At 42.7% G+C, this 21839-nt stretch carries 20 protein-coding genes; 13 read left to right on the forward strand and 7 right to left on the reverse strand.

Annotated features, from left to right (window positions below; all coding sequences use genetic code 11):
• The first annotated feature begins 299 nt into the window (after positions 1 to 299).
• The 6 genes from B3209_RS08265 (at position 300) to B3209_RS08290 (ending at position 7995) form a co-directional block, all read left to right on the forward strand.
• A complete protein-coding gene (locus tag B3209_RS08265; RefSeq protein WP_296690423.1) occupies positions 300 to 1304 on the forward strand; it encodes a hypothetical protein in 1005 nt (334 codons plus the stop codon).
• Between the two features lie 21 nt (positions 1305 to 1325).
• The gene (locus B3209_RS08270) at positions 1326 to 2207 is read left to right on the forward strand and encodes a hypothetical protein (protein WP_296690424.1); all 882 of its coding nucleotides are present in this window, start codon (positions 1326 to 1328) and stop codon (positions 2205 to 2207) included.
• A 105-nt stretch (positions 2208 to 2312) separates the two neighbouring features.
• A complete protein-coding gene (locus B3209_RS08275; protein ID WP_296690452.1) occupies positions 2313 to 4724 on the forward strand; it encodes an SUMF1/EgtB/PvdO family nonheme iron enzyme in 2412 nt (803 codons plus the stop codon).
• A 137-nt stretch (positions 4725 to 4861) separates the two neighbouring features.
• On the forward strand, positions 4862 to 6241 hold the full coding sequence (locus B3209_RS08280) for a hypothetical protein (protein ID WP_296690453.1): 1380 nt from the start codon (positions 4862 to 4864) through the stop codon (positions 6239 to 6241).
• A 22-nt stretch (positions 6242 to 6263) separates the two neighbouring features.
• On the forward strand, positions 6264 to 7202 hold the full coding sequence (locus tag B3209_RS08285; RefSeq protein ID WP_296662951.1) for a formylglycine-generating enzyme family protein: 939 nt from the start codon (positions 6264 to 6266) through the stop codon (positions 7200 to 7202).
• 247 nt (positions 7203 to 7449) lie between these two features.
• A complete protein-coding gene (locus B3209_RS08290; protein WP_296662954.1) occupies positions 7450 to 7995 on the forward strand; it encodes an HRDC domain-containing protein in 546 nt (181 codons plus the stop codon).
• Between the two features lie 120 nt (positions 7996 to 8115).
• On the opposite strand, the gene B3209_RS08295 is transcribed toward B3209_RS08290, so the two are convergent.
• A complete protein-coding gene (locus B3209_RS08295; protein ID WP_296662959.1) occupies positions 8116 to 8328 on the reverse strand; it encodes a hypothetical protein in 213 nt (70 codons plus the stop codon).
• Positions 8329 to 8454: 126 nt separating this feature from the next.
• Here B3209_RS08295 and B3209_RS08300 point away from each other — a divergent pair, with 126 nt between their 5' ends.
• A complete protein-coding gene (locus B3209_RS08300) occupies positions 8455 to 9402 on the forward strand; it encodes a reverse transcriptase/maturase family protein (protein ID WP_296662962.1) in 948 nt (315 codons plus the stop codon).
• Between the two features lie 73 nt (positions 9403 to 9475).
• Positions 9476 to 10570 (forward strand): hypothetical protein, encoded by a 1095-nt coding sequence (locus B3209_RS08305; RefSeq protein WP_296662965.1) that lies wholly within the window; start codon positions 9476 to 9478, stop codon positions 10568 to 10570.
• 91 nt (positions 10571 to 10661) lie between these two features.
• Here the strand turns inward: B3209_RS08305 and B3209_RS08310 are convergent, their stop codons facing one another.
• The 4 genes from B3209_RS08310 to B3209_RS08325 all read right to left on the reverse strand — a co-directional run bounded on the left by B3209_RS08310 (position 10662) and on the right by B3209_RS08325 (position 12899).
• Complete coding sequence (locus B3209_RS08310; RefSeq protein WP_296662968.1) at positions 10662 to 11807, reverse strand: ATP-binding protein; 1146 nt, start codon at positions 11805 to 11807, stop codon at positions 10662 to 10664.
• A gap of 122 nt (positions 11808 to 11929) precedes the next feature.
• Positions 11930 to 12130 (reverse strand): hypothetical protein, encoded by a 201-nt coding sequence (locus tag B3209_RS08315; RefSeq protein ID WP_296662971.1) that lies wholly within the window; start codon positions 12128 to 12130, stop codon positions 11930 to 11932.
• Positions 12131 to 12145: 15 nt separating this feature from the next.
• Positions 12146 to 12613 carry a zeta toxin family protein gene (locus B3209_RS08320; RefSeq protein ID WP_296690473.1) on the reverse strand — a complete coding sequence of 156 codons (468 nt, stop codon included), beginning with the start codon at positions 12611 to 12613 and terminating at the stop codon, positions 12146 to 12148.
• 64 nt (positions 12614 to 12677) lie between these two features.
• Positions 12678 to 12899 carry a hypothetical protein gene (locus tag B3209_RS08325; RefSeq protein ID WP_296662981.1) on the reverse strand — a complete coding sequence of 74 codons (222 nt, stop codon included), beginning with the start codon at positions 12897 to 12899 and terminating at the stop codon, positions 12678 to 12680.
• A gap of 210 nt (positions 12900 to 13109) precedes the next feature.
• On the opposite strand from B3209_RS08325, the gene purM reads away from it, so the two are divergent.
• Positions 13110 to 14219 (forward strand): phosphoribosylformylglycinamidine cyclo-ligase, encoded by a 1110-nt coding sequence (gene purM / locus B3209_RS08330; RefSeq protein WP_295798022.1) that lies wholly within the window; start codon positions 13110 to 13112, stop codon positions 14217 to 14219.
• Positions 14212 to 14838 (forward strand): phosphoribosylglycinamide formyltransferase, encoded by a 627-nt coding sequence (gene purN, locus B3209_RS08335; protein ID WP_296662984.1) that lies wholly within the window; start codon positions 14212 to 14214, stop codon positions 14836 to 14838. The genes purM and purN overlap by 8 nt, the downstream gene beginning before the upstream one ends.
• On the opposite strand, the gene B3209_RS08340 is transcribed toward purN, so the two are convergent.
• Positions 14835 to 15551 (reverse strand): tRNA threonylcarbamoyladenosine dehydratase, encoded by a 717-nt coding sequence (locus tag B3209_RS08340; protein ID WP_296662987.1) that lies wholly within the window; start codon positions 15549 to 15551, stop codon positions 14835 to 14837. The two genes, purN and B3209_RS08340, sit on opposite strands and share 4 nt — an antisense overlap.
• A 1-nt stretch (position 15552) precedes the next feature.
• Positions 15553 to 17025: an OmpA family protein gene (locus B3209_RS08345; protein WP_296662989.1), complete on the reverse strand. Its 1473-nt coding sequence runs from the start codon at positions 17023 to 17025 to the stop codon at positions 15553 to 15555.
• A 180-nt stretch (positions 17026 to 17205) separates the two neighbouring features.
• On the opposite strand from B3209_RS08345, the gene B3209_RS08350 reads away from it, so the two are divergent.
• The 3 genes from B3209_RS08350 (at position 17206) to oadA (ending at position 21836) form a co-directional block, all read left to right on the forward strand.
• Entirely contained in the window at positions 17206 to 19254 is a 2049-nt protein-coding gene (locus B3209_RS08350) for a methyl-accepting chemotaxis protein (protein ID WP_296690455.1), read from the forward strand.
• 240 nt (positions 19255 to 19494) lie between these two features.
• The gene (locus tag B3209_RS08355) at positions 19495 to 19740 is read left to right on the forward strand and encodes an OadG family protein (protein ID WP_296013290.1); all 246 of its coding nucleotides are present in this window, start codon (positions 19495 to 19497) and stop codon (positions 19738 to 19740) included.
• Positions 19741 to 19769: 29 nt separating this feature from the next.
• Entirely contained in the window at positions 19770 to 21836 is a 2067-nt protein-coding gene (gene oadA, locus B3209_RS08360; RefSeq protein WP_296662995.1) for a sodium-extruding oxaloacetate decarboxylase subunit alpha, read from the forward strand.
• Positions 21837 to 21839: the final 3 nt, after the last annotated feature.

A 21839-nucleotide genomic window follows, 5' to 3' on the forward strand; every position in this document is an offset into this window, starting at 1 on the left:
GATCTCATGTCCGATTTTGAAATATTTCTGAACAATGAAGAAATAAATGTTCCGCATATTTTGTGTATTCTGCAAATATTGACATGGAAATATTTTTGCAATAAAATAGGGCTATGGACTTGACGAGAATTTATCAGTTTGCTAGCCTCTACTGCTCTACTGCTCTACTGCTCTACTGTGGCAGGCGAAGTCTCTTCTAATGTAAATTCTTATAACACATCTATAAAAATTCTTTTAAATGCGGAATCCGCGCGCTTTGGCGTGCGGATTCCGCATTTTTTGTCCCCGGAGAAAATCCAATGAAAAAATCTTTCCTCATTTTGACGGCGGTTCTTTGCTGTCTTGTGCCGCTCTATGCAAAAAAAGCGGCGATGCCGCAATGGGTTCAGAACTACAGAACTGTATATCCGAATTCTGAATATCTTGCCCAGCGCGGAAGCGGCGATACAGCCGAAAAAGCAAGGACTGATGCAACCGCCGCGCTCTCGCGCTACTTCAAGACAAGCGTGAACGCGAATCTTTCAACGACAATGACTTCCGTTACAGCGGCAAATTCTGCGGAGGAGAAAACTCTTGTTGTGGACGATGTGAACGTGCAGTCCGAGGTGGAGCTTTTCGCGCTTGAATACACAGAGCCGTTCTACTACAAGGCGGAAAAAAAGTGGTACTGCGTGGTCTACATGAGCCGCAATGACGCGTGGCAGCAGTACAAGCCTCAGATTGAAATCAAGAAGAACAGCTTCAACGGTCTCTACAAAAATCTTGAAAATGAGCCGGACTATTTTTCCAAAGCCGGAATGTGCGGAAAAGTGTGGCGGAGCGCGACAGAGCTTCTGGAAAAACTTGAGTACGGCAGAATCATAAATCCGAATGAGGAGGCTGCTTATCAGGACGAGCGCGATAAAATCTCAAAAGTTCCGGTGACTTTTGAGGAAAGCAGGCAGAACTGTTCTATATATATCCAGACGCAAAACGACTATGACCGCCTTGCAGAAAGCTCGGTTTCTTCCGCATTTTCGGACTGCGGGCTTAAAGTCTCCAAAAACATTGAGCAGGCAAGCTACATTGCGGAAGTCATCATAGAACTGAATGTGTCGGGCAGCGATCCTGTATCTATAAAACCCGGACTGGAACTTAAAATCCAGAACAAAGAGGAAAAAACGGTTTATTCGTGCGAGGTTCAGACCGCGGAAAAGTCTGTCGCATATTCGCTTGAAAACGCCCAGAAAAAGGCGTTTTCAAAACTGGCAAAGGAAACTGAGGAGGCTGTAAGAAAAGATTTGAGCAGCTTTCTTGAGTTATAGAATTTTCACTTGGAGGAAAAAATGAAAAAGGTAATTTTTGTATGCGCAGCGGCCGCGCTCGCTCTTGGAATGTCAGGCTGCGGTAGCACCAATGTTGTGCCCGACCCGTCGCTCAAGGTGAGCGTTGACGACGATGTGGACAAGGTTGTTGTCATTGACTGGACGGACAGGACTTTGGGCGAAGTTGCAGCTCCGCAGTGGCTCAAGAACATGAGGCGTGGAAATTCCGACACGTTCAAGCAGGCATGGGGAACAGACGCAAACCGCGTTGTAAAGGTGAGCATGGCAACAGGAAAAACAGAAGCGACCGCCCAGGCATTGAGCCGCGCAGGATTTGCCTACACTCAGGCAGCGGAGCTTAGCCAGAAAGTAATCGGACGCGTTGGTCAGGGCTTGAACGATGTGGGGCAGCTCGAGGCGGTTTATGTGGCTGCCAGCGAAACGAAGGCTGACATGACAGGCTTGCGTGAGGAAACAGGATTCTTCCAGAAAGTGCGCACAACAAAGGCAGGAACAAAGGAGCAGAGCGAGCAGTATATCTACTACACAGTGTTCTCCATGGATAAAGGCACTTGGGACAACCTCTGCAAAAAGTATCTTATGGACGTTATGGGCGGCGCAGACTTGACTACAGAAACACAGAAAAAAGTCGGTGCTCTTTTTAGCGAGATGAAGGAAGATGCGGACAAGAAGGACGCTGCAAAACAGGCAGAAGAAGAGGCTCTTTACAAAGCCCAGATGGCGCGTCTTGAAGCGGAGCGCGCAAAAGCAAATGCCGATGCTGCGGCAAGCAACGCCGAGACAGCAAAGACCGCGTTAAAAGCAAAAGAAATGGACGCGCAGGAAGCGCAGACGAAGGCAGCAACAGAAGAAGCTGCGGACTTGGCAAGCTACCTGATGTAGCAATATAACTATGCCCCTGCGGAAACGGCTGGACAAGCCTCCGCAGGGCTTTCTTTAAGAATAAAGAGCAAGAAAAAGCATTATCTTACGAACTAGGAACAGACAATGAAAAAGACAATCCTGCTGGTGAGCGCAATTCTTCTCGCCGGCTTTATATATGCGCAAAATATTGAAAATGGTGTGGCTGTGCAGGTTCTTACGCCTGAAACCGTGAACCTTCCTGCCGGGGACGCAGCATGGCTTCCGGGGCAGATTCAGGATAAGGTAAAAAGCAATGTTCAGGACTACCTTGAGCTTAAGACCGTGGTTGACTCAAAGGCAGAGGCCGCAGTAAAGAAGCTTCAGGCTGAGGCGGAGGGCAGCGCACGAGACGAGAGCACCGCGATAGAGCTTGGCAAGCTCACAACCGCAAAATATGCCCTGTTCACAAAAATCAGAAAGACTGCAAGCGGCTATGTTGTGAGCGCTGACTTCACAGACCTTACAACAGGCGTTCAGAAAGCGAGCGCGACATCAAAGGAATACACCCAGGCTTCTTCGCTTTACGGCTCGACCGGAGCTGTTGACGAGATTACACTGGCGCTTGCAGGCAAGCTTGGAATAAAAATAAGCGACCTTAACAAGAACCTTCTTTCCACAGGCTCGTCGTCGTTCAGCGTGGACGAGCAGCTGGAGCTTGCAAAGCAGAATGAGGCTCAGTTCCAGAAGATGATGAACGAGTACGATGCTGAGCTTTCCAAGCTTATGACAAGCAACGACATAAACGCCATCCAGAACAAGAACCGTATTGAGGCGGAAAAAGCCCTGCTTAAAGAAAAACAAAATGCGGAAAAAAAACGACAGGAAGAACTGAAGGCACAAAAGGCACGTGCCGACGCGGACTCAAAACTTGAGGCGGAACGAAGCATTGCCCTAAAGACACAGCGCGACAAGCTGGCAAAAGATGCCGCGGCAAAAGCTGCGGAGGTGCGCAAGCTAAAGACAGAAAAGCAGGGAGTGCTCGGCCTTATAAGCATGCTTGAAAGCAAGAAGAAGGCGCTCGTGGAGATACGGCAGGGTGTGGAAGCGCGCAGTGTGGAGCTTCATACGCAGATGAAAGAGGACGAGACAGAGCAGACGCTAAAAATCCTTGAGGCAAACTGGGCGAGCGTCGAGATGAAGGACGGAAAGCCCACCGAGGCCGCAAAGCAGCGCAGGGCAAACAAGGTGCTTTCGAACAACGACGCTCTTCTTGCAAAGTTTCTTGCCGACTGCGAGAGCGTAAAGCAGTCTACAATGGCGCAGCAGAACGCGCTTTTGCAGAGCATCAACGCAGACTACAAGAAGCTTGCCGCAGTAAAGACTGTGAGCAGCATGGGAGGCGAGCTAAAGGTGGGCTACGGAACATATGACGGCGACAAGTGCGGCTGGAACGCCTACCTTTCGCTGTACTCGGACGGAATCCTGCTCTTCCAGGACACATTCATTGTAAAGTACGAGACACTCGCAGGAAAGGCAGCCCCTGACATGGCAACGGCGAGCGACGCGCAGCTTGAAGAGTATATAAACAACACCGACATGTACACGTCTCTTTTGGTGCGCGGAGACCCTATTTTGTACTTTGAGCTTGACTACAACGCCATAGCCGCAGCGAAGGACAAGCCCAGCACCTACACATTCTACTTTACAAAGCTGCGCGCAATAAACACCGTGAGCGGCAAAGTTGTACAGACAAGCACGCTCAACGAGGAGCTTGTGCGCGAGATGAAGCCAGTGCAGGATTTGCGGGAGATTCAAGGCGTTGTGGCGGAAGAGAAGGCAATAGACAAAATAGTCAAGGATTTAAGGAGCCAGGGAAAAGGCATAGAGCAAGCTGAAAAATTGGCTGACGATAAATCTTTTTTTGAAAGGTATTATTTTGCAGAGGACTCTAAAAAACGCAGCGGCATTGATTTTGCCGTTATTCCAGGACAAGATTTTGTAATGTCAAAGACAGAGATAACGCAGGCTGTGTATAAGGCTGTCATGGGGAAAAATCCGAGCAGGTTCACAGGCGACAGCTTGCCGGTGGAAAATGTGAGCTGGTATGACGCGGTGGAGTTCTGCAACAGGCTGAGCAAGAAAGCCGGGCTTAAGCCTGCCTATTCTATCAATGGAAAGGATGTTGAATGGAATGACGATGCCGACGGCTACAGTCTGCCTACAGTGGATGAATGGCAGTATGCGGCAAGGGGCGGAGAGAACTATAAGTACAGTGGCAGCGACAATCTGGATGAAGTTGGATGGTATGACGGCAACAGCGGATACAAGACACATCCAGTTGCGCAGAAAAAGCCTAATGGCTACGGCCTGTACGACATGAGCGGCAACGTTTGGGAGTGGTGCTGGGATTCCTACCGCATCAGCTTTCGCTATTACTGCGGCTGCGGCTGGTACAGCGACGCCAACAACTGCGAGGTGGGCGATCGGGACTACTACGACGCCTACCTCAGGTACAACGACCTGGGCTTCCGCATTGTCCGCTCGATAGGCAAGTAATAGGCGAGCTGCGGCGGTGTAGAGCCAGCGAAATGAGGCGTTAAGCCGAATGGAGCAGGCTCGGAACAGCGGCAGCGAGCAGGATGCGGAGGGAGAAATTTTTTATGTTAATTTATTGAAAAAGGAAAATAATAATCATGAATGGAAGAACAGGAATTCTTTTTGGAGCGGGTGCTGAAGTTTGTTTTGGTATGCCAAGCGGAACTGAGTTTGCAATGATGATATTTTCTCCAGAAGAGAAAATTATCGAACAGGCAAAAAAGAATTTTAAAAATTATTATGACAAAGATGACAATGACGAAAAGAAATTTAAAACTTTTGGGGTAACAGAATACAATCTGGTGCTGAAATCGATAATTGAAAATCATATCGACAAATTTCCTGACTATAATGATGAGAATAAAAAGAATCTTGAGAAGTTCATTGACAGCATAAAAAAATTTAAGGAAGAAAAAGAATTAAATAAAAATGCAAAGCCAAGAGCAAAAAAGTCAATTTATACACAGGAAAACTTTTTGTCGCTTGTGCAGACATTGGCTGCATTTTATTTAATAAGAAAAGCGGATGCGATAAAGCAGAATGCTGTAGCAAACTTAGATTTGGGCGATAAGGTTCAAGACCTGTTTAAGGATTCAGTGAACAGCATTTTTTCAATTGACCATGAAAAGTTCCTTAAACTTAAAGCTGAGACTCTTTCGGTCCTGCTGGCGAAAAAAGATAATGAAGAAGTAGAAAATGTTGGCGAAGAACAAATAAATTTGTTTATAGAACTTCGTGATAAAGTAAAGAAAATATATTCAGAAATTTTTGACTATCAGTTTCTATTGAATGAGTACTATGGTTATCTTTTCAAGGAAAACTCTTGCGACAAAAAAGCAAGTTCCTCTGAGACTAAGAAAAACAAAATTGTTTCATTCCTGTTTATAATACAGCAGTGCATAGAGCAGCTTTTTAATGAGAAGAAACCATTTGAAAACACATATTACTCAGATATAAAGAAAAACGATTTGAATCGGTTTGATATTGCTTCTACAAATTATTCTGAGATTGATGGCTTGAATATAACGTTCTTAAACGGCGCAACAAATAAGTATCTTGATTTGAAAAGTTTTGACATTGTTTGCGGTGAGCAGGCAGAAAAAGTTAAGTCCTGCGTTCCGTTTATCTTTCCGCAGACAGCGCTAAAGCCGTTGGTTTCAATAGATTCCATCTCTCCTTTTGTTGATGTTTATAGCAGATTCAAAGAGTGTGAAAAAATCGCTGTTGTTGGATTCGGGTTTAACTATGATGATGTCTTACTAAAATCAATGTTCCATAAACTGATTTTAGAGGGGAAAAGGGTTGTTTATTTTAGCTATGGGGAAAAAGAAGAGGAAGTCCTTAAGAATTTGGAGAAAAAGTTAAATATCGTAGAAAATAGCTCATCTCTGAAAGTAAAGAAAATTGACAAAAATCGAAATGTTATCAAAGACAATAAAAACTGCCAAAACTGGCTTGAATATCTTGAGCAAAACTAATTAACAAGGAGTGTAAACAACTATGAAACTAAAAAAAATATTTTTGATTTTAGCAGGTCTTGTGGCTTTTTCATCAGCTTTAACCGCGAAAAGCGACTATGAGTATTTGCTTGGCAAATTTGGGCCACTTATGGAAGCACGAAAAGCAGAACGAGAAGCAGCCGAAAGAGAAGAAAAAGAAAGGCAAGAAGCAGAGGAGAAACAAAAGAGACTTGCAGAAGAAGAGCGAATTGTAGCTGAAAAAAGAGCTGAGTTAATAAAAAACGCTGAGCATATAAAATCCATAGATGTTTGCTTTGTAAAAATACCAAATCAGAACTATTCGATGATGATGACAGAGATAACTCAAAAGCAATGGCAGACAGTCATGGGAAATAATCCGAGTGAATTTATGGGCGATGACTTGCCTGTAGAAAGCGTGAGTTGGATTGATGCCGTTGTGTTCTGCAATAAGCTGAGTGAAAAAGAAGGCTTGAAGCCCTGCTATTCGTATGAGGAAACTTCAAGTGTTAGAAAGTGGAAATTCTTAAAAGAAGATTTTCGGGAATGGTCTGATAAAAAATGGAAGAAATTTAATGAAAACTTTGTCTGCAATTTCAACGCCAACGGCTACCGCCTGCCTACAGTGGAAGAATGGCGCTATGCGGCAGAAGGCGGAATAAGCTATAAATACAGTGGCAGCGACAATCTGGATGAAGTGGGCTGGTATGATGGCAATAGCGGAAATAGGACACATCCAGTTGCGCAGAAAAAGCCTAACGGCTACGGACTGTACGACATGAGCGGCAGCGTGTGGGAGTGGTGCTGGGATTCCAACAGCGACGGCCTACGCTATTACTGCGGCGGCAGCTGGATCAGCCGCGCCAGCTACTGCGAGGTGGGCGATCGGATCAACAACTACGCCTATATCACCAACAATTACCTGGGCTTCCGCATTGTCCGCTCTTCCAGCAAAAAATAGGCGAGCTGCAGCGGTGCAGAGCCGGTGTAGCGCAGGCGGCAAGCCGTAGCGTAACAGGCACGGAACAGCTGCAGCGAGCAGGCGGTGTTGTAAAAAAAAGACAGATTCCCGCATTGAATGCGGGAATGACATATAACCAATAGCGGGAATGACAAATTAGCAAGAGTGTGAATGTCATATAAGCAAGCCTTATAAAGTTGTATGTCATTCCCCGGCTTGACCGGGGAATCTATGTGGAGGAGAATTTATGGCCTTACTGACCCAGTTCATGACGTTTTTTGTAAGCCCGTTCAGCGAGCCTTCAAGCCACGCGGAGCTTAACAACTTTCTTAAGTCCTGCCGCATAATAAATGTGGAAAAAAGGCTCATAGATGGCGAGCGCGGCACAGGCTGGATTTTTCTTGTGGAGTATTCGGACAACGCAGGAACAAAGCCTTCATACACGATGAGTTCAAAAGTTGACTGGCGCGATGTCTTAAATCCGAGCCAGTTTGCAGTCTATGACCTGCTCCGCAAAAAGCGCAAGGAAATCGGCGAAAAGACAAAAATTCCCCTCTACGGAATCTTGAGCAACGAGCAGCTTGCGCTTATGGCGCAGAATCCGCCAAAGACAAAAGAGGAGTTCATAAAGATAAAAGGAGTGAGCGAGCAGAAATACAAGCAGTTCGGAGAAGAGTTTCTGGAAACAGTAAAATCGGCTTTGCTTTGCGCAGAGCAGACGGAAACAGCTTCGGCGGCTGACAGCGCAAAAGAAGATTCCGCTGAAAATAAAAATCAGCTGGATATATTCTAGGAGATCGAGTGTCATTATCGGGCTTGACCCTGCGATGTTTCTGAAAGAAACTCGGTTGATAATCTATTGCAAATAAAAAAAGCAGATTGTCGTATCAAGGTACGACAATGACAATGAGCTTTAAATATTTAGGAGCAAGCCTCTGGAAAAGTTTTCGGCTGGGATTCCAACAGCAACAGCAAACGCTATAACTGCGGCGGCAGCTGGAACAACAACGCCAACAACTGCGAGGTGGGCAATCGGAACAACAACAACGCCTATAACACCAACAACAACCTGGGCTTCCGCATTGTCCGCTCTTCCTCTAGCTCCGCAATAAACATGATTTGTCAATTTTGCGGAACCGGCTTGTTCCTGTAAACAGATGTTTACGAAAAACAGAATGTTTACGAACAGTTTTTTGCCGTGCTGTGCTGGTAGCGGTAAGAATAAACGCGAACGCTCAGCAGGGCAGCTTTTATGAAACGTGCAGGAAATTTATTTGAGCAGATTACAGACTTTAACAATCTTAGGGCGGCTTACCTGAAGGCCCTAAAAGGTAAGCGGCTTTCAAATTCCGCCCTGATTTTTGACTTAAAGACTGATGAGAATCTTTACAGGATAAAAAAGGAGCTTGAAAGCGGAGAGTATAAAATTGGAAAATACCGCCAGTTCAAAATCTACGACCCCAAGGAGCGGATTATAACCGCCGCACGCTTTGAGGACAGAATTGTTCATCACGCAATAATGAATGTGCTTGAGCCGGTTTTTGAAAAGCAATTTGTTTTCCATACCTACGCCTGCAGAAAACAAAAAGGCACGCACAAGGCTATTCAATATGCGTTTAAAAAGGCTGGAAGCTGCAAGTATTTTCTGAAGCTCGATGTGCGGAAATATTTTGACTCTGTTCCGCATAAAAAGCTCAAGGAGCTTCTTTTTAGAATTATAAAGGACAGAAAATGTCTGGCATTGCTTTTTGGGGTTATAGATTCCTACAGCGTTTCAGACGGACTCGGGCTTCCGATTGGAAACCTTACAAGCCAGTTTTTCGCGAACTATTATCTTTCGCCGCTCGACCATTTTGTACTGGAAAAGCTAAAGCCTAAAGGATACGCGCGCTACATGGATGACATTGCTGTTTTTTCGGACTCGAAGACCGCACTAAAGAACATTCTTTTCGAAATGCAGAAGTTCATAGAGCCGTTCTCGCTTTTGTTCAAGCAGCCGGTGATTAGCTCGTGCAGGGCCGGCGTTCCGTTCTTGGGATATTCAGTCTCAGGCAGGGGAATTTCGCTTTTGGGCAGGACACGCAGAAGAAAGGCAAGAAAAATCAGGTGGCTGGCCTACGAGTTCAGACAAGGCTTGATTGACGGGGAGAAACTTGCGGACAGGATAAGCTGCATGGGGATTTGCAGTTCTTTAATATAGAAAGAAACGTGCGGATTTGTTGAATTCCGTGTGTTTTTAATAGATACAATTTCATTTTAAAAGGAGTAAAAAAATGAAGAATGTAAAAGAGTATTTGAGCAAGGCTGGCGGCTTTATAAACAGGCTGCCTTTTGCAAATCTTGCAGAAAAGTATCTGGGAAAGGTTTCAGCCTTAAAAAAGGTTATTCCGTATGCAAACTATATTGCCTGCGGTGTTGCGGCTTTAATAGTTGTTGCAGTTGTAAGCAACATTGTTGCGCCGGGAATTAAATTCAACAAGTGGATGAAGGTCATTGAAGGCGCTTACGAGGAGGAGACCAGCAATTTTCAGTCTGTTGACTTTATGGGCGAGTACAGCAAGGCTCTTGATGAAGCTGTTTCCCAGATGAACGAATGTTCAGACGACAGAAAAGGCTTGGAAGAGCTAAGAGAAAATAAAAAAGACTATCTTGAGCAGCTTTCAGATGTCAGGGACAGGCTTGAGAAAATGTCAAATGAGTTCACGGACAAGTTTTCCGCCAAAATGAATGAGGCGGGAAACCCGAGCTTTAAGATGTCAAACAAGATGATAAAAGAGTACCAAGACAAGCTTGCAAAGCTTGTTCCAGCTTCTTCTGACTTGATGGAAAATTATTTCACAATCAACTCAGAAATATATGACGACTTCTGCGACAAGTTTGAAGAAAAGTATGCTGAAAAGCTCAATAAAATAAATGAAGCCATAAAAGAAGCTGACAGACAGGCGTATTTGAGCTATCTAAAAAGAACGCTGCCGGGAAAATGGAGATTTGATGATAACAAAGACGACATAAAAGGCTTTGCGGAACTTGTTTTCAAAGGCGACGGAGCGTCCGGAGAGTTCTCTTATTACTATCATAAAGATGCTGGCACAAGGAAAGAAATAGATCTTAGTGATCGTTTGGTTTTTTCTGTAGTTGATGCTCCTATTGAACGAGGATATATCTTGATAAAAGTACCAGAGGAAGAATTCAAATATTCCGGCACATATACAATGCCTGAAAATACTGCATATCTAAAGATTGGTTCTTCTTCTAGCAAAAATACGCCAGAAAAGAAAGCAGGAGATACATTGCAGTCCCGTGTAAGCTTTGAGGATTCGAACACCCTCTATTTTGACGGAAAAATGTTCAAGCGCGCTAGAAAGTAGAAGCTGATTTGTGCAAAAAGAAATTCCCGTGCTGCTTGCACGGGAATGGAAAAACGTTCTGCTATTTATGTTCCGGCTTCAGAGTGCCGAGTTAATTTTCCGTAATAAATCCGATGTAGTTTTCTTTGGTAATTACTGAAAATGGAATCTCAGGATAATTGTTGGAGAATGTAAGCGGACACTTTGCGCCGGATTTTTTTGAACTGTATTTGAATTCAAAGGCGGAAAAAACTCCGTCCTTTTCTTCTATAAAATCAATTTCCTGTTTTTGGGTTGTGCGCCAGAAATAGTACTTTTCCTTTCTGTTGTGAAATGCATTATTCTTGATGCGTTCGCTTATTAGAAAATTTTCCCAAAGTCCGCCGATGTCTGTGCGCAGGCTGCACGGAGAAAAATTATTAATGACAGCGTTCCTTACTCCGTTGTCGTAAAAATAAATCTTTATGCTTTTCTTCAGTTCATTTCGCACATTCCGGCTGTAAGAATGAAGATGAAAGATGACAAATGCTTTTTCCAGCAGATCAATATATCTTTGTACAGTCAGGCTATCAATTCCAAGTAAGCTGCTTAGCTCGTTGAAAGAAACCTCGCTTCCTACCTGCAAGGCTAGTGCCTGAACAAGTTTTTCTATAATAGCGGGTTTTCGTATATCCTGAAATTCAAATACGTCTTTATAAAGATAGCTTGAGACAATGTTTGAGAGAATCTCCTTTTCATCACCGGGATTGTTAACAACATCTGGATAAAATCCGTAGACTAAGCGGGTTTCCAGTTGCCTGATTTCATCAAGCATGGATGAATTATGGACAAGCTCGTTCGTGGAAAACGGAAAAAGATTGTACTCAAATTTTCGCCCAGTCAGAGGCTCATTCAATGTATTGGAAAGATCTAGGGACGAAGAGCCTGTTACCGCGAACTGCACATCTTGGAAATTTTCGTAGAGGATTTTCAAAATAAGCCCGATATTTTTTACACGTTGCGCCTCGTCAATTACAATGAATTTTGACTTTCCGATAAGCGGCCTAAAGTACGCAGATGATTCTTTAGTAAGCATAGAGCGTACATCGCTTTCATCGCAGTTCCAATATTGCGCCGTGTCTAAAAAGCCTGCTTCTGAAATCATTGACTTAAAAAGAGTTGTCTTTCCTACTTGGCGAGGTCCAATTAATATTATAATTTTCCCTTTTCCGATTCTTGATTTAAGAATGCTCTTTAAATCGCGTTGAATTTCACTCATGATGCTAATATAGATGAAAAAGCCCGGCTAATCAATAAATATTATAATATTTTTCGATTATATTCTTAAATTATTATAATATTTTTCGATTAGGCTGACATTGCTCGTTTGACCGGGTAATATTATGACATTTTATTATACTTGGATTTTCCCTCAAGGACATCTTCAATCATTTTGACATCAAACGGTTTTCCGCCTTCAGAAGAAAATATTTTTCTTACAACAAACGTATTTCCTTTCGGAAAACGCTCATATATTTCAAGGCTGTCGGCAAAGCCTGACTCGTATACTGCCTTTATCTTTTCTGGAATCTGTCTTATCACAATGTCATGGTGGACCTAGTCAACTGCCCTTGCAAGAAGCGGATTCGTCTCCCTCATTTTTTCATAGCGTTCCTGGCATGACTTCCAGCTGGTCTCCCTGTCGCATATCTGAATCGCAATTCCTGTCCTGTATCCGGCCTGCTTCATCTTTTTCAAAGTCGAGACAGGTGTCGCGGAAGTGCGGAATGTTCCCTCGACAACAATGTTGTATTTTTCAGATACAGCCTTGTCTATAAGCACTTCTGTCATTCGTCCTGAAAATTTCGATGTGTATTTTTTTTGGGGGGGGGATTCCTCTTTGTAAAGATTCTGGATTTCCTCAAAATGAGGATGATAAGGACGGAAATCATCGCCTGATATGGAAATTATATTCTTGTTCAGCCTTGCAGAAAGCATATTTGTAAGCGTTGTTTTTCCAGCTCCCGGCTGACCGCCTAGAACAAAGCCTTCTGGAGACACCTCTGCCTCAAGAAATGGATTCATCAATTTTATCTGATTCCAGACAATCTTGAACTTGTCATTAAACTATTCATTTGTGCAATTCAGTTCATTGATAAGATACATGGCTACATGCTCCCAGCTGCTTGATTCTTGTGGTCGTGGCCTTATAATCAATATCATTGAAATCTGTATTTATCAGAGTGTGCTTCAGCCGGCACAACGCTCTTTCTGAGTCTGTCCGCTCATCGCTATTATTCCTGTTGTGCAGCATGGCAAGGCTGTAAGAAACAAGCTCCAAGAGAACATCCTTTTCCATTATTGTAGCCATAGGCACGCCTCCAAACACAAATTCTATTCTCCACAGTATTATTTTGTCAAGTTCTGTTTTTAGGGCTCCAAGCGCAGACATGAAGCTGTGGCTTTTGTTTTGCGCAGATTATCTTGATATTCCCGATTTTAATGTGTCAATTTTCTTGTAATTGAACAATAAATAAATAAACTGTATATTATAAAAACAATTTTTTTAAGGAACGGAATCATGGCGGAAAAATTTGACTACAAGAAGGCTGGCGTTGATGTTAACGAAGGCTACAAGGCTGTTGACAAATACAAGAAACAGTCTGAGCGCGCAAGAATCCCAGGGCAGCTTACAGAGCTTGGCGCATTCAATGGAATGTTTGCAGTTCCAAAGAATATGAAGAATCCTGTGATGGTTTCTGGAACAGATGGAGTTGGAACAAAGCTGGACATTGCTTTTCAGATGGGAATCTATGATACAGTTGGAATTGACTGTGTTGCAATGAGCGTTAATGACATTCTTTGCAGCGGCGTAAAGACTTCATTTTTCCTTGACTATATTGCCTGCGGAAAGCTTGATTCAAAGGTTGCCGGCGAGCTTGTAAAAGGCGTAACTGACGGCTGCGTAGATGCGGGCTGTGCTCTTCTTGGCGGCGAAACTGCTGAAATGCCAGGTTTTTACGATGACGGAAAATACGATTTGGCTGGCTTTGGAGTTGGCGTTGCAGATAAATCTGACATTATTAATGGAAGCAAAATAAAAGAAGGCGATGTTTTAATCGGTCTTTCTTCCACAGGTCCGCATTCAAACGGATACTCTTTAATAAGAAAGCTTGTTACAGACTTTGAAGAGAAAATTACAATCGGCGGAAAAGAAAGAAAAATCGGAGAAGTGCTTCTTACTCCTACACGCATTTATGTGCGCCCTGTTATGGACGTTTTGAGCAAGTTCAGGTCAAGTGTTCACGGAATGGTTCATGTTACAGGCGGCGGATTCTATGAAAATGTTCCGCGTATGTTCCCTCATGCAAAAGAAGGCAAAAAGCAGCTTGTTGCAATGATAAAAAAGGATTCTTGGGAAGTTCCTGAAATTTTTGATGAGCTTATAAAGCGCGGCGCAGATCCGGAAAATGTTTTCTCAACTTTCAATATGGGAATAGGATTTGTTCTTGCGGTAAGCAAAAAAGATTCTGCGGAAATCCTAAAAAGATTCAATGCAAATGCAAAGAAATTCGCTGTAAAAGGCGCTCCTGTTATGAAAGCCTATGAAATCGGCTACGTTGGCCACACTGACAAAGTTATCAAGGGCGAGTTCAAGGGCAGCAAGGAAATGACACAGTTCTATGTTTAAGACTGCTGTTTTGGTTTCCGGCGGAGGAACAAATCTTCAAGCTCTTATAGACTATCAGAACTCTCATGCGGACTGTCCTTACAAGATTGACGTTGTTATTTCAAGCACAAAAAATGCCTATGCGCTTGAGCGTGCAAAAACTGCCGGAATTGACTGCGTTGTAAAAAGTCCTTTTTCTGTTATGGGAAAAGAGGCGGCGCAAAAAGCTTTGCGTGAAGAAAAAAATGCTGCGGTTTCTGATGCGATTCTTGAAGAGTGCAAGTTCCGTGGAATTGACGGAATTGTTCTTGCTGGCTACTTGAGCGTTTTGCAGGGAAAAATAATTCAGGAATATAAGAATAAGATTATAAACCTTCATCCAGCTCTTTTGCCTAAATTTGGTGGAGTAGGAATGTGGGGGCATAATGTCCATGAGGCTGTTCTTGCTGCAAATGAAAAGGAAAGCGGATGCACGGTTCATCTTGTGGACGGCGGATGCGATACAGGAAAGATTCTTGTGCAGAAAAAAGTTCCTGTAATGCCCGGCGACACTCCGGAATCCTTGTATGCAAGAATCGCTCCAAATGAACACGAAGCCATTGTTGAAGGCCTTCTTATGCTTTGTTCCGCAAGTCTCTAGGACTTTACAAGGTCTTTTATTACTTCACCTGCGATTATCAAGCCAGCTACGGGTGGTACAAATGATGTGCTTCCGGGAGCTGGTCTTCCTGCATTTCCTTTTGTTTCTGCGGAACTGTCATAGATTATTTTTACAGGCTCTTCCTTTGAGTAAACAACTTTAAGTTTTTTTATTCCGCGTTCTTTTAAGGCTTTTCGCATTGCGCGGGCAAGAGGACAGACGCTGGTTTTGTAAATATCTGAAACTTCAAGCTGTGTCGGGTCGATTTTGTTTCCGGCTCCCATGCAGCTGATTATTTTTGTTCCGCATTTTTGCGCTTCTTCTGCAAGCGCGATTTTTCCTGCGACTGTGTCAATTGCATCTATTATATAGTCGTAGTCTGAAAAGTCGAAAGTTCCTTTTGTTTCCTGCGTGAAAAAAACTTTGCGTGTTTTTACTTGTGCCTGCGGATTAATTTCAAGAATGCGCTCTTTTGCAACGTCAACTTTGTAAAGTCCTATTGTTTTGTGAGTTGCTATAATCTGGCGGTTTATGTTTGTGAGGCTTACAGTGTCGCTGTCGATTAAATCAAAACTTCTGATTCCGCTTCTTGCCAAGGCTTCAACTGCGTATCCTCCAACGCCGCCGATTCCGAACACTGCTACTTTTGAGCGCTTCAGTTTTTCAATTCCGGCCTTGCCAAAAATAAGTTCTGAGCGTGAAAACTGGTTCATGCTATTCTCTTAGAATGTAGCTGCCTTTTGGCATGATTATGATTTCTACACGACGGTTTAATGCTCTTCCCTGCGGAGTGCTGTTGTCTGCCACTGGCTTTGTTCCGCCGAATCCTCTGTACGTGAATAAATTTTTGTCTATTCCGTTTGAAACAAGCTCCTTGATTATTTCCTGCGCGCGCTGAATGCTCAAGGTCATTTGTCCGTTCGGCTTGTTTACGTCTGCTGTGTGCCCTTCAATCAGGATTGTGTATTCGCCTGAAGACGTGGCTTTTTTGAGTGATTCTGCAATTTGTGCGATGCGTGGTTTTTCCTGCGGAAGAAGTTCGTAGGAGTCAGCAATAAAGCGTAAGTTCTGCATTGTAATTTGAATTCCTGTGAGAACTTCGTTCAGGTCAACATCTGGAATTTTGCGCTCAAAGAAATATTTTTTTATCTGGTGATATGCAATGTAATAATTCTTGTCTTTTTGCGGCACAGAAACTTTATGCTCAAGCTGCTCCTTGTCCAAAAGAATTACAACTTTTCCCTTTTTTAGAAGCTCCACATTTTTTTCAACGGAAGCAATTCTTAAATAGTCTTCTTTTGAAATTACAGGATCGCATCTGTTTATTCCATAGACTTTTTTTACGGTAATCCAAAGCGGATCTTTTCCGGCTCTTCCGTCATAATCTTCTATAAAATCGGAGCTTGAGTATTTTACGATTCCTGATTTTTTTGCTATTTCAGGCTGAACCATGTTGCGTTCGTATAACAGCTCCATGTCTTCTGTCCAGACTTTTGGGAACAGACACGGATAAACTTCGCTTTCTATGAATTCTCCGTGGACTGGAAGAGAGCCGCGCGCGTCAAGGACAATTCCTGTGTATTCCCTGGATGCAACTTGATCAATCGGCTGCATTTTTTTGTATGGCGTGTGGTGCTTTACAAGGCTTGAAGAAATGTCGTTCAAGTTGATTGTGTGCTTTGTTAAAAGAAGTCCGTCTTTTGTAAATACTGCTGGAGTTTTTTTGCTGTTGTCTACAATTCTTGTAAGGCTTTCAAGTGTAACCGTTCCGTCTAGAACAAGGTCACCGAGTGTTTTTGCATCGTCCACGTAAAGGGAAAGCAGCGGATTTTTTACAAGAATCGGAAGCTTCATTTCAATTTCTTTTACAGAAGTTGATTTTCCGCTTGGAAGAGGAATTCCGGCTTTTTCAATGTTAAAAGCAACGTCCGAGGCAAATGTGTTTTTTGTCCAGTTTACAAAGCTAGAAGATGTCATTACGGCATCTTTTTCTGAAACGTGTCCTTGCGCTTGGGCTGCCATGATTGATTCGCGCTCAATTTCTATGTCTGAATATGGAACGTAGACAGACGGAACTGGTTCTGTTGTTTCCGTGGAAAAGTCTAATTGCTCTATGTAGCTTTGGCCGAAGATACAGGCGCATGAGATTATTGCTGCTGTGGATAAAATAAAATTCTTTGTATTCATAAAAAGTCCGCTGTTAAATTTTCGGCATTTTAATAGAAAAATCAAGTTGATAAATAGTCCAAACTTCAATTTTTATGGTTGCATATTTTTTTAGTTATGCTATACTTGCGCATTATAAAAAGCTAGGGGTTGTGCTGTATAGGCGGGGGGGGGGACTGATTACTGCATGGGGTTCACACTATGAAAAAAAGATTTTCAATTTCGGCGGTTCTTATGCTGTCGAATATTATTGGGCTTACAGTTTATGCCGCGGCTCTTTCGATTATTGTCTATTCCAGAATCAAAACCGATTTTTCTGAATATTTTAGGCAGACATTAAAAGACGACGTTTCCATTGTTTATGAAGAAATTGATATTTATAAGAAAAGCTGCACAGATTCAACCTTGTATACTCTAAAGACAATCGAAGACATTTACTTGAACTTTGGCTTTTCAAGACCTGAATTATTCCGCAATACTTGTAAAAATTCCATTGCCGCTTCTTTGTTTGATGCCTGTAGTTTTGTTGGAAACGACGGAACTTCAATAAATATAGGAAATATGCATGAAATCGATGGTCAGACTGTAAAAAATGTCTTTCAGGGAAAACGGTTTTCCGGCTTTATTCAAGCTGACGGTATTGTTTCTTATATTTGCGGGCGTCCTTTGGAAGCTAACGGAAAAGTTGTAGGAGCATTCTTTACAAAAAAGGAAATTCTGAACAATGCGTTTGTTGACCGCATTTCAAAATCCACAACCTGCGACTTTACAATTTTTGAAGGATCAAAAAGAGCCTTTACTTCAATTGCCGGAATGCTCGGGACTGAAATTGCCGATAAAACTCCAATTGAAAGAGCTTCTGGTGGCGAAGAAACTTTGTACAACGCAAAAATAAACGGAGAAAACTATTTTACATATTATTTTCCGTTAAAGCAGGACGACGGAACTTTCCTTACAACGCTTTTTCTCGGAAAGAAAGTTTCGCTTGTGCATGAAATTATATTTTCTATTTTTTCGCGGATTCTTATTGCTACTGTTTTGTGCGCAGTTGTAATTATTTTAATTCTTGTGGCTATTCTGATTTCAAAAATTATAAATCCGCTTAAGGCTGTGGGAGATGCAATCAACAACCTTTCTTCTGGAGATGCAGACCTTACGGCGCGGCTTCCTATAAAATGGAACAATGAGTTTGATGATATTTCAGTTGACGTAAATAAATTTATTGAAATGATTCAGAAAATTATCATTGAGCTGAACGAGGCGCAGAATTCCCTTGATTCAATCGGCCAGAACCTTGGAACAAACGCATCTGAATCTGCCAGCGCAACTGCTCAGATTATGGCGAACATTACCGGCGTAAAAAAGCAGTCGGAAAATCTTTCGCTTTCTGTTTCAAATACAACTGGAATTCTTGGAAAATCTGCCGGCAGCGTAAGAGATTTGTCTGGACTTGTTGAAGCTCAGGCTCAAGGAATTTCAGAGTCTTCCGCTGCAATTGAAGAAATGCTTGGAAATATTTCTTCTGTTACCGCAAATGTTCATAAAATGTCTGACAGCTTTAAAGAGCTTGGCGGAACTGTTGACGAAGGAAAAACAAAGCTTGCGAATGTAGATGGTAAAGTCAACGAAATTGCAGCCCAGTCAAAAATGCTTATTCAGGCTAACCAGATTATTTCGCAGATTGCCTCTGAAACAAACTTGCTTGCAATGAATGCCGCAATTGAAGCCGCCCACGCAGGAAAAGCAGGCGAAGGATTCTCTGTTGTTGCAAATGAAATTAGGAAACTTGCGGAAACTTCAAGCCAACAGTCAAAAAATATCAATACAGAACTTAAACAGATTTCTTCTTCTATTAAAGATGTTGTTTCCCTTTCAAAGGATTCGCAGACTGCATTTGGCGAAATTGTTACGCATTTGAATTCAACTGATACGATTATCCGTGAAATTGACAACGCCATGAATGAGCAGGAAAACGCTTCAAGGCAGATTTTTAGTGCGCTAAGCGACATGAGAAGCCAGTCTTCAGAAGTAAATGAGAAATTCAAGGATGTAAACAGCGGAATTGTTGAAGTTTCTAAGGAAATGGATTCTGTTCAGCACGTTTCTTCTACAATTCTTGGAAGCATGGATGAAATGGCGGCCGGAGCAAGGCAAATAAGTTCGGCAGCCCAGAATGTTTCGGATTTGGCGCAGTCCACAAAGGAAAATATTTCTGTAATGGATAGCCGTCTTGGTCAGTTCAGGGTTTAGCCTAAAACTTTAAATCTAAATTTCCGCTTGGAATATTTGAATACGCTTCATTTATTCCGGGCGGATTTTTTTTTGCTTTGTGCGTAACTGTTGTCCATTTGATGAATAAATTCTTTCTATTCTAATTGTAATGTTTTTGAAATTTCTCTATATTATTAACGGTATCTTTTTGCTAAAATGCGGAAAGATTCGGTTAAAAAAAATTCTTTTCCTATAAAATCTTTATTCTTGGGAGGAACTATGACAGTTCTTGAAATGTTCAGTCAAAGTGGAATTCTTACTTTGCTGGGAATGGGTGTGGTTTTCTTTTTTCTGATTATTATGATTTTGGCGATGATTGCGCTTCATGCTGTGGTTCATGCCTTAAAATGGGACGCCGAGCCTGTCGCCGAGCAGCCTGTTGCTTCTCCTTCCGTTCCTGCCGAAGACAATGGCGCTGTTGTTGCCGCTATTGCCGCTGTATTAAAAGATAAAAAAGCGTTGTAATTAATAGATTTTTATTAAGAGGTTGATTTATGTCTAAGAAAATTGGAATTTCTGAACTTGTTTTGCGTGATGCCCATCAGTCTTTGCATGCCACTCGCATGACAACTGCTGATATGCTTCCTGCTTGCGGAATGATTGATAAAATTGGCTACTGGGCTGTAGAAGGCTGGGGCGGAGCAACTTATGACTCTTGTATCCGCTTTTTGAATGAAGATCCTTGGGATCGTCTTCGCAAGCTCCATGCGGCTCTTCCAAACAATAAGATTATGATGCTTTTGCGCGGACAGAATCTTTTGGGATACCGTCATTACGCTGATGATGTTGTTGACAAATTTGTTGAAACTGCCGCAAAGAACGGAATTGATGTTTTCCGCATTTTTGATGCCTGCAACGACCCTCGCAATCTTGAGCGTGCCACAAAAGCTGCAAAAAAGACAGGAAAGCATGTTCAGATGGCAATTTCCTATGCAGTTACTCCTTTCCATACAAATCAGGTTTATGCTGACCTTGCAAAAACTTATGCTGAATTCGGCGCGGACTCAATCTGTATAAAAGATATGTCTGGACTTTTAAAGCCTTATGAAGCCTATGACTTGGTTCTTGCAATTAAAAAAGCCTGTGATCTTCCTATTGAGATTCACTCTCATGCGACAACGGGTCTTTCTGTTGCTACAGAACTTAAGGCTGTTGAAGCTGGCGCGGATATTCTGGACACAGCTATTTCTTCAATGTCTATGGGAACAAGCCATTCTCCAACTGAAACTGTTGTTGAAATGCTCAAGGGAACCGAATATGATACAGGGCTTGATACAAAAGCGCTTCTTGAAATTGCAGCTTATTTCCGCGAAGTCCGAAAGCATTATTCTTCACTTGAATCTTCTTTCCTTGGAGCTGACACACGCATTCTTCTTTCTCAGGTTCCAGGCGGAATGCTTTCAAATCTCGAAAGCCAGCTTAAGCAGCAGGGCGCATCTAACAAAATGGATGATGTTCTAAAAGAGCTTCCGATTGTCCAGAAAGATGTTGGATATGTTCCTCTTGTAACTCCGACTTCACAGATTGTTGGAACTCAGGCTGTTTTCAATGTTCTTTTTGGTCGCTATGAAAGAATGACAGGTGAATTCCGTGATCTTTTGGTTGGAAAATACGGAAAGCTTCCTGCAGAGCCAAATGCGGATCTCGTAAAAAAAGCTCTTGCACAGAACAATATGGAAGAAGTTATTACTTGCCGTCCTGCTGACAAAATTGAACCTGAATGGGACAAAATGGTTAAGGAAGCAAAGGAAAACGGTGGCGATGGAAGCGACGAGGATACACTCACTTATGCAATGTTCCCGAAAGTTGCTCCAAAATTCTTTAAGGAAAGAGCAAACGGTCCTGTTGATGCTGCTACTGCATTTGCAAAGAAAGAAGCTCCTGCTGCTGAACCTGCTTCAAAGGGCGGATCTTACACAATCACAGTTAACGGTTCTGCATATAATGTAACTTCAGACGGAAACGGTTCTGTTACAGTAAATGGAACTCCTTATTCTGTTTCTGTTGGGGCTGGAACTGCGGCTCCTGCTTCTGCTTCTGCTCCGGTTGCTACAGGCGGAGTTGATGTAAAGGCTCCGGTTGCTGGAACATTGCTTAAGCAGTGCTTTGCAAACGGAACAAAAGTTTCTAAAGGCCAGACTATAATAATAATTGAATCAATGAAGATGGAGCTTGAAGTTAAAGCTACAGATGACGGAACAATCACTTATTCTGTTGCTCCTGGTTCACAGATTCAGAGCGGACAGGTTCTTGCCACCATTGGCGGTGTTGTTGTTCAGCCTGCTCCAGTTGCAAAACCTGTTGCTTCTCCTGCAACTGCGGCTCCAGCTGCTCCAGTTTCATCTGGCAATGGAACAAAAGTAAATGCTCCGGTTGCCGGCGTGTTCCTTAGAACAGCAGTTGCTGAAGGCGCTTCTGTAAAGAAAGGCGACAATGTTGTTATTATTGAGTCAATGAAAATGGAACTTGAAATAAAAGCTCCTGTTGATGGAAAAGTTCACTTCCTTGCAAGTGCTGGAACTCAGCTTACAAATGGTCAGCCAGTAGCTGAAATTTGCTAAGAT

Origin of the sequence: Treponema sp. UBA6852 (assembly GCA_002449305.1) — a bacterium.
Classification (GTDB): Bacteria; Spirochaetota; Spirochaetia; order Treponematales; family Treponemataceae; genus Treponema_D.

Coding starts and splice junctions, on each gene's coding strand:
- B3209_RS08350 (WP_296690455.1), top strand. CDS start 17,206: ATGAAAAAAAGATTTTCAATTTCGGCGGTTCTTATGCTGTCGAATATT.
- B3209_RS08305 (WP_296662965.1), top strand. CDS start 9,476: ATGAAGAATGTAAAAGAGTATTTGAGCAAGGCTGGCGGCTTTATAAAC.
- purN (WP_296662984.1), top strand. CDS start 14,212: ATGTTTAAGACTGCTGTTTTGGTTTCCGGCGGAGGAACAAATCTTCAA.
- B3209_RS08340 (WP_296662987.1), bottom strand. CDS start 15,551: ATGAACCAGTTTTCACGCTCAGAACTTATTTTTGGCAAGGCCGGAATT.
- B3209_RS08290 (WP_296662954.1), top strand. CDS start 7,450: ATGGCCTTACTGACCCAGTTCATGACGTTTTTTGTAAGCCCGTTCAGC.
- purM (WP_295798022.1), top strand. CDS start 13,110: ATGGCGGAAAAATTTGACTACAAGAAGGCTGGCGTTGATGTTAACGAA.
- B3209_RS08310 (WP_296662968.1), bottom strand. CDS start 11,807: ATGAGTGAAATTCAACGCGATTTAAAGAGCATTCTTAAATCAAGAATC.
- B3209_RS08275 (WP_296690452.1), top strand. CDS start 2,313: ATGAAAAAGACAATCCTGCTGGTGAGCGCAATTCTTCTCGCCGGCTTT.
- B3209_RS08270 (WP_296690424.1), top strand. CDS start 1,326: ATGAAAAAGGTAATTTTTGTATGCGCAGCGGCCGCGCTCGCTCTTGGA.
- B3209_RS08355 (WP_296013290.1), top strand. CDS start 19,495: ATGACAGTTCTTGAAATGTTCAGTCAAAGTGGAATTCTTACTTTGCTG.
- B3209_RS08325 (WP_296662981.1), bottom strand. CDS start 12,899: ATGGCTACAATAATGGAAAAGGATGTTCTCTTGGAGCTTGTTTCTTAC.
- oadA (WP_296662995.1), top strand. CDS start 19,770: ATGTCTAAGAAAATTGGAATTTCTGAACTTGTTTTGCGTGATGCCCAT.
- B3209_RS08320 (WP_296690473.1), bottom strand. CDS start 12,613: ATGAATCCATTTCTTGAGGCAGAGGTGTCTCCAGAAGGCTTTGTTCTA.
- B3209_RS08285 (WP_296662951.1), top strand. CDS start 6,264: ATGAAACTAAAAAAAATATTTTTGATTTTAGCAGGTCTTGTGGCTTTT.
- B3209_RS08265 (WP_296690423.1), top strand. CDS start 300: ATGAAAAAATCTTTCCTCATTTTGACGGCGGTTCTTTGCTGTCTTGTG.
- B3209_RS08280 (WP_296690453.1), top strand. CDS start 4,862: ATGAATGGAAGAACAGGAATTCTTTTTGGAGCGGGTGCTGAAGTTTGT.
- B3209_RS08300 (WP_296662962.1), top strand. CDS start 8,455: ATGAAACGTGCAGGAAATTTATTTGAGCAGATTACAGACTTTAACAAT.
- B3209_RS08345 (WP_296662989.1), bottom strand. CDS start 17,025: ATGAATACAAAGAATTTTATTTTATCCACAGCAGCAATAATCTCATGC.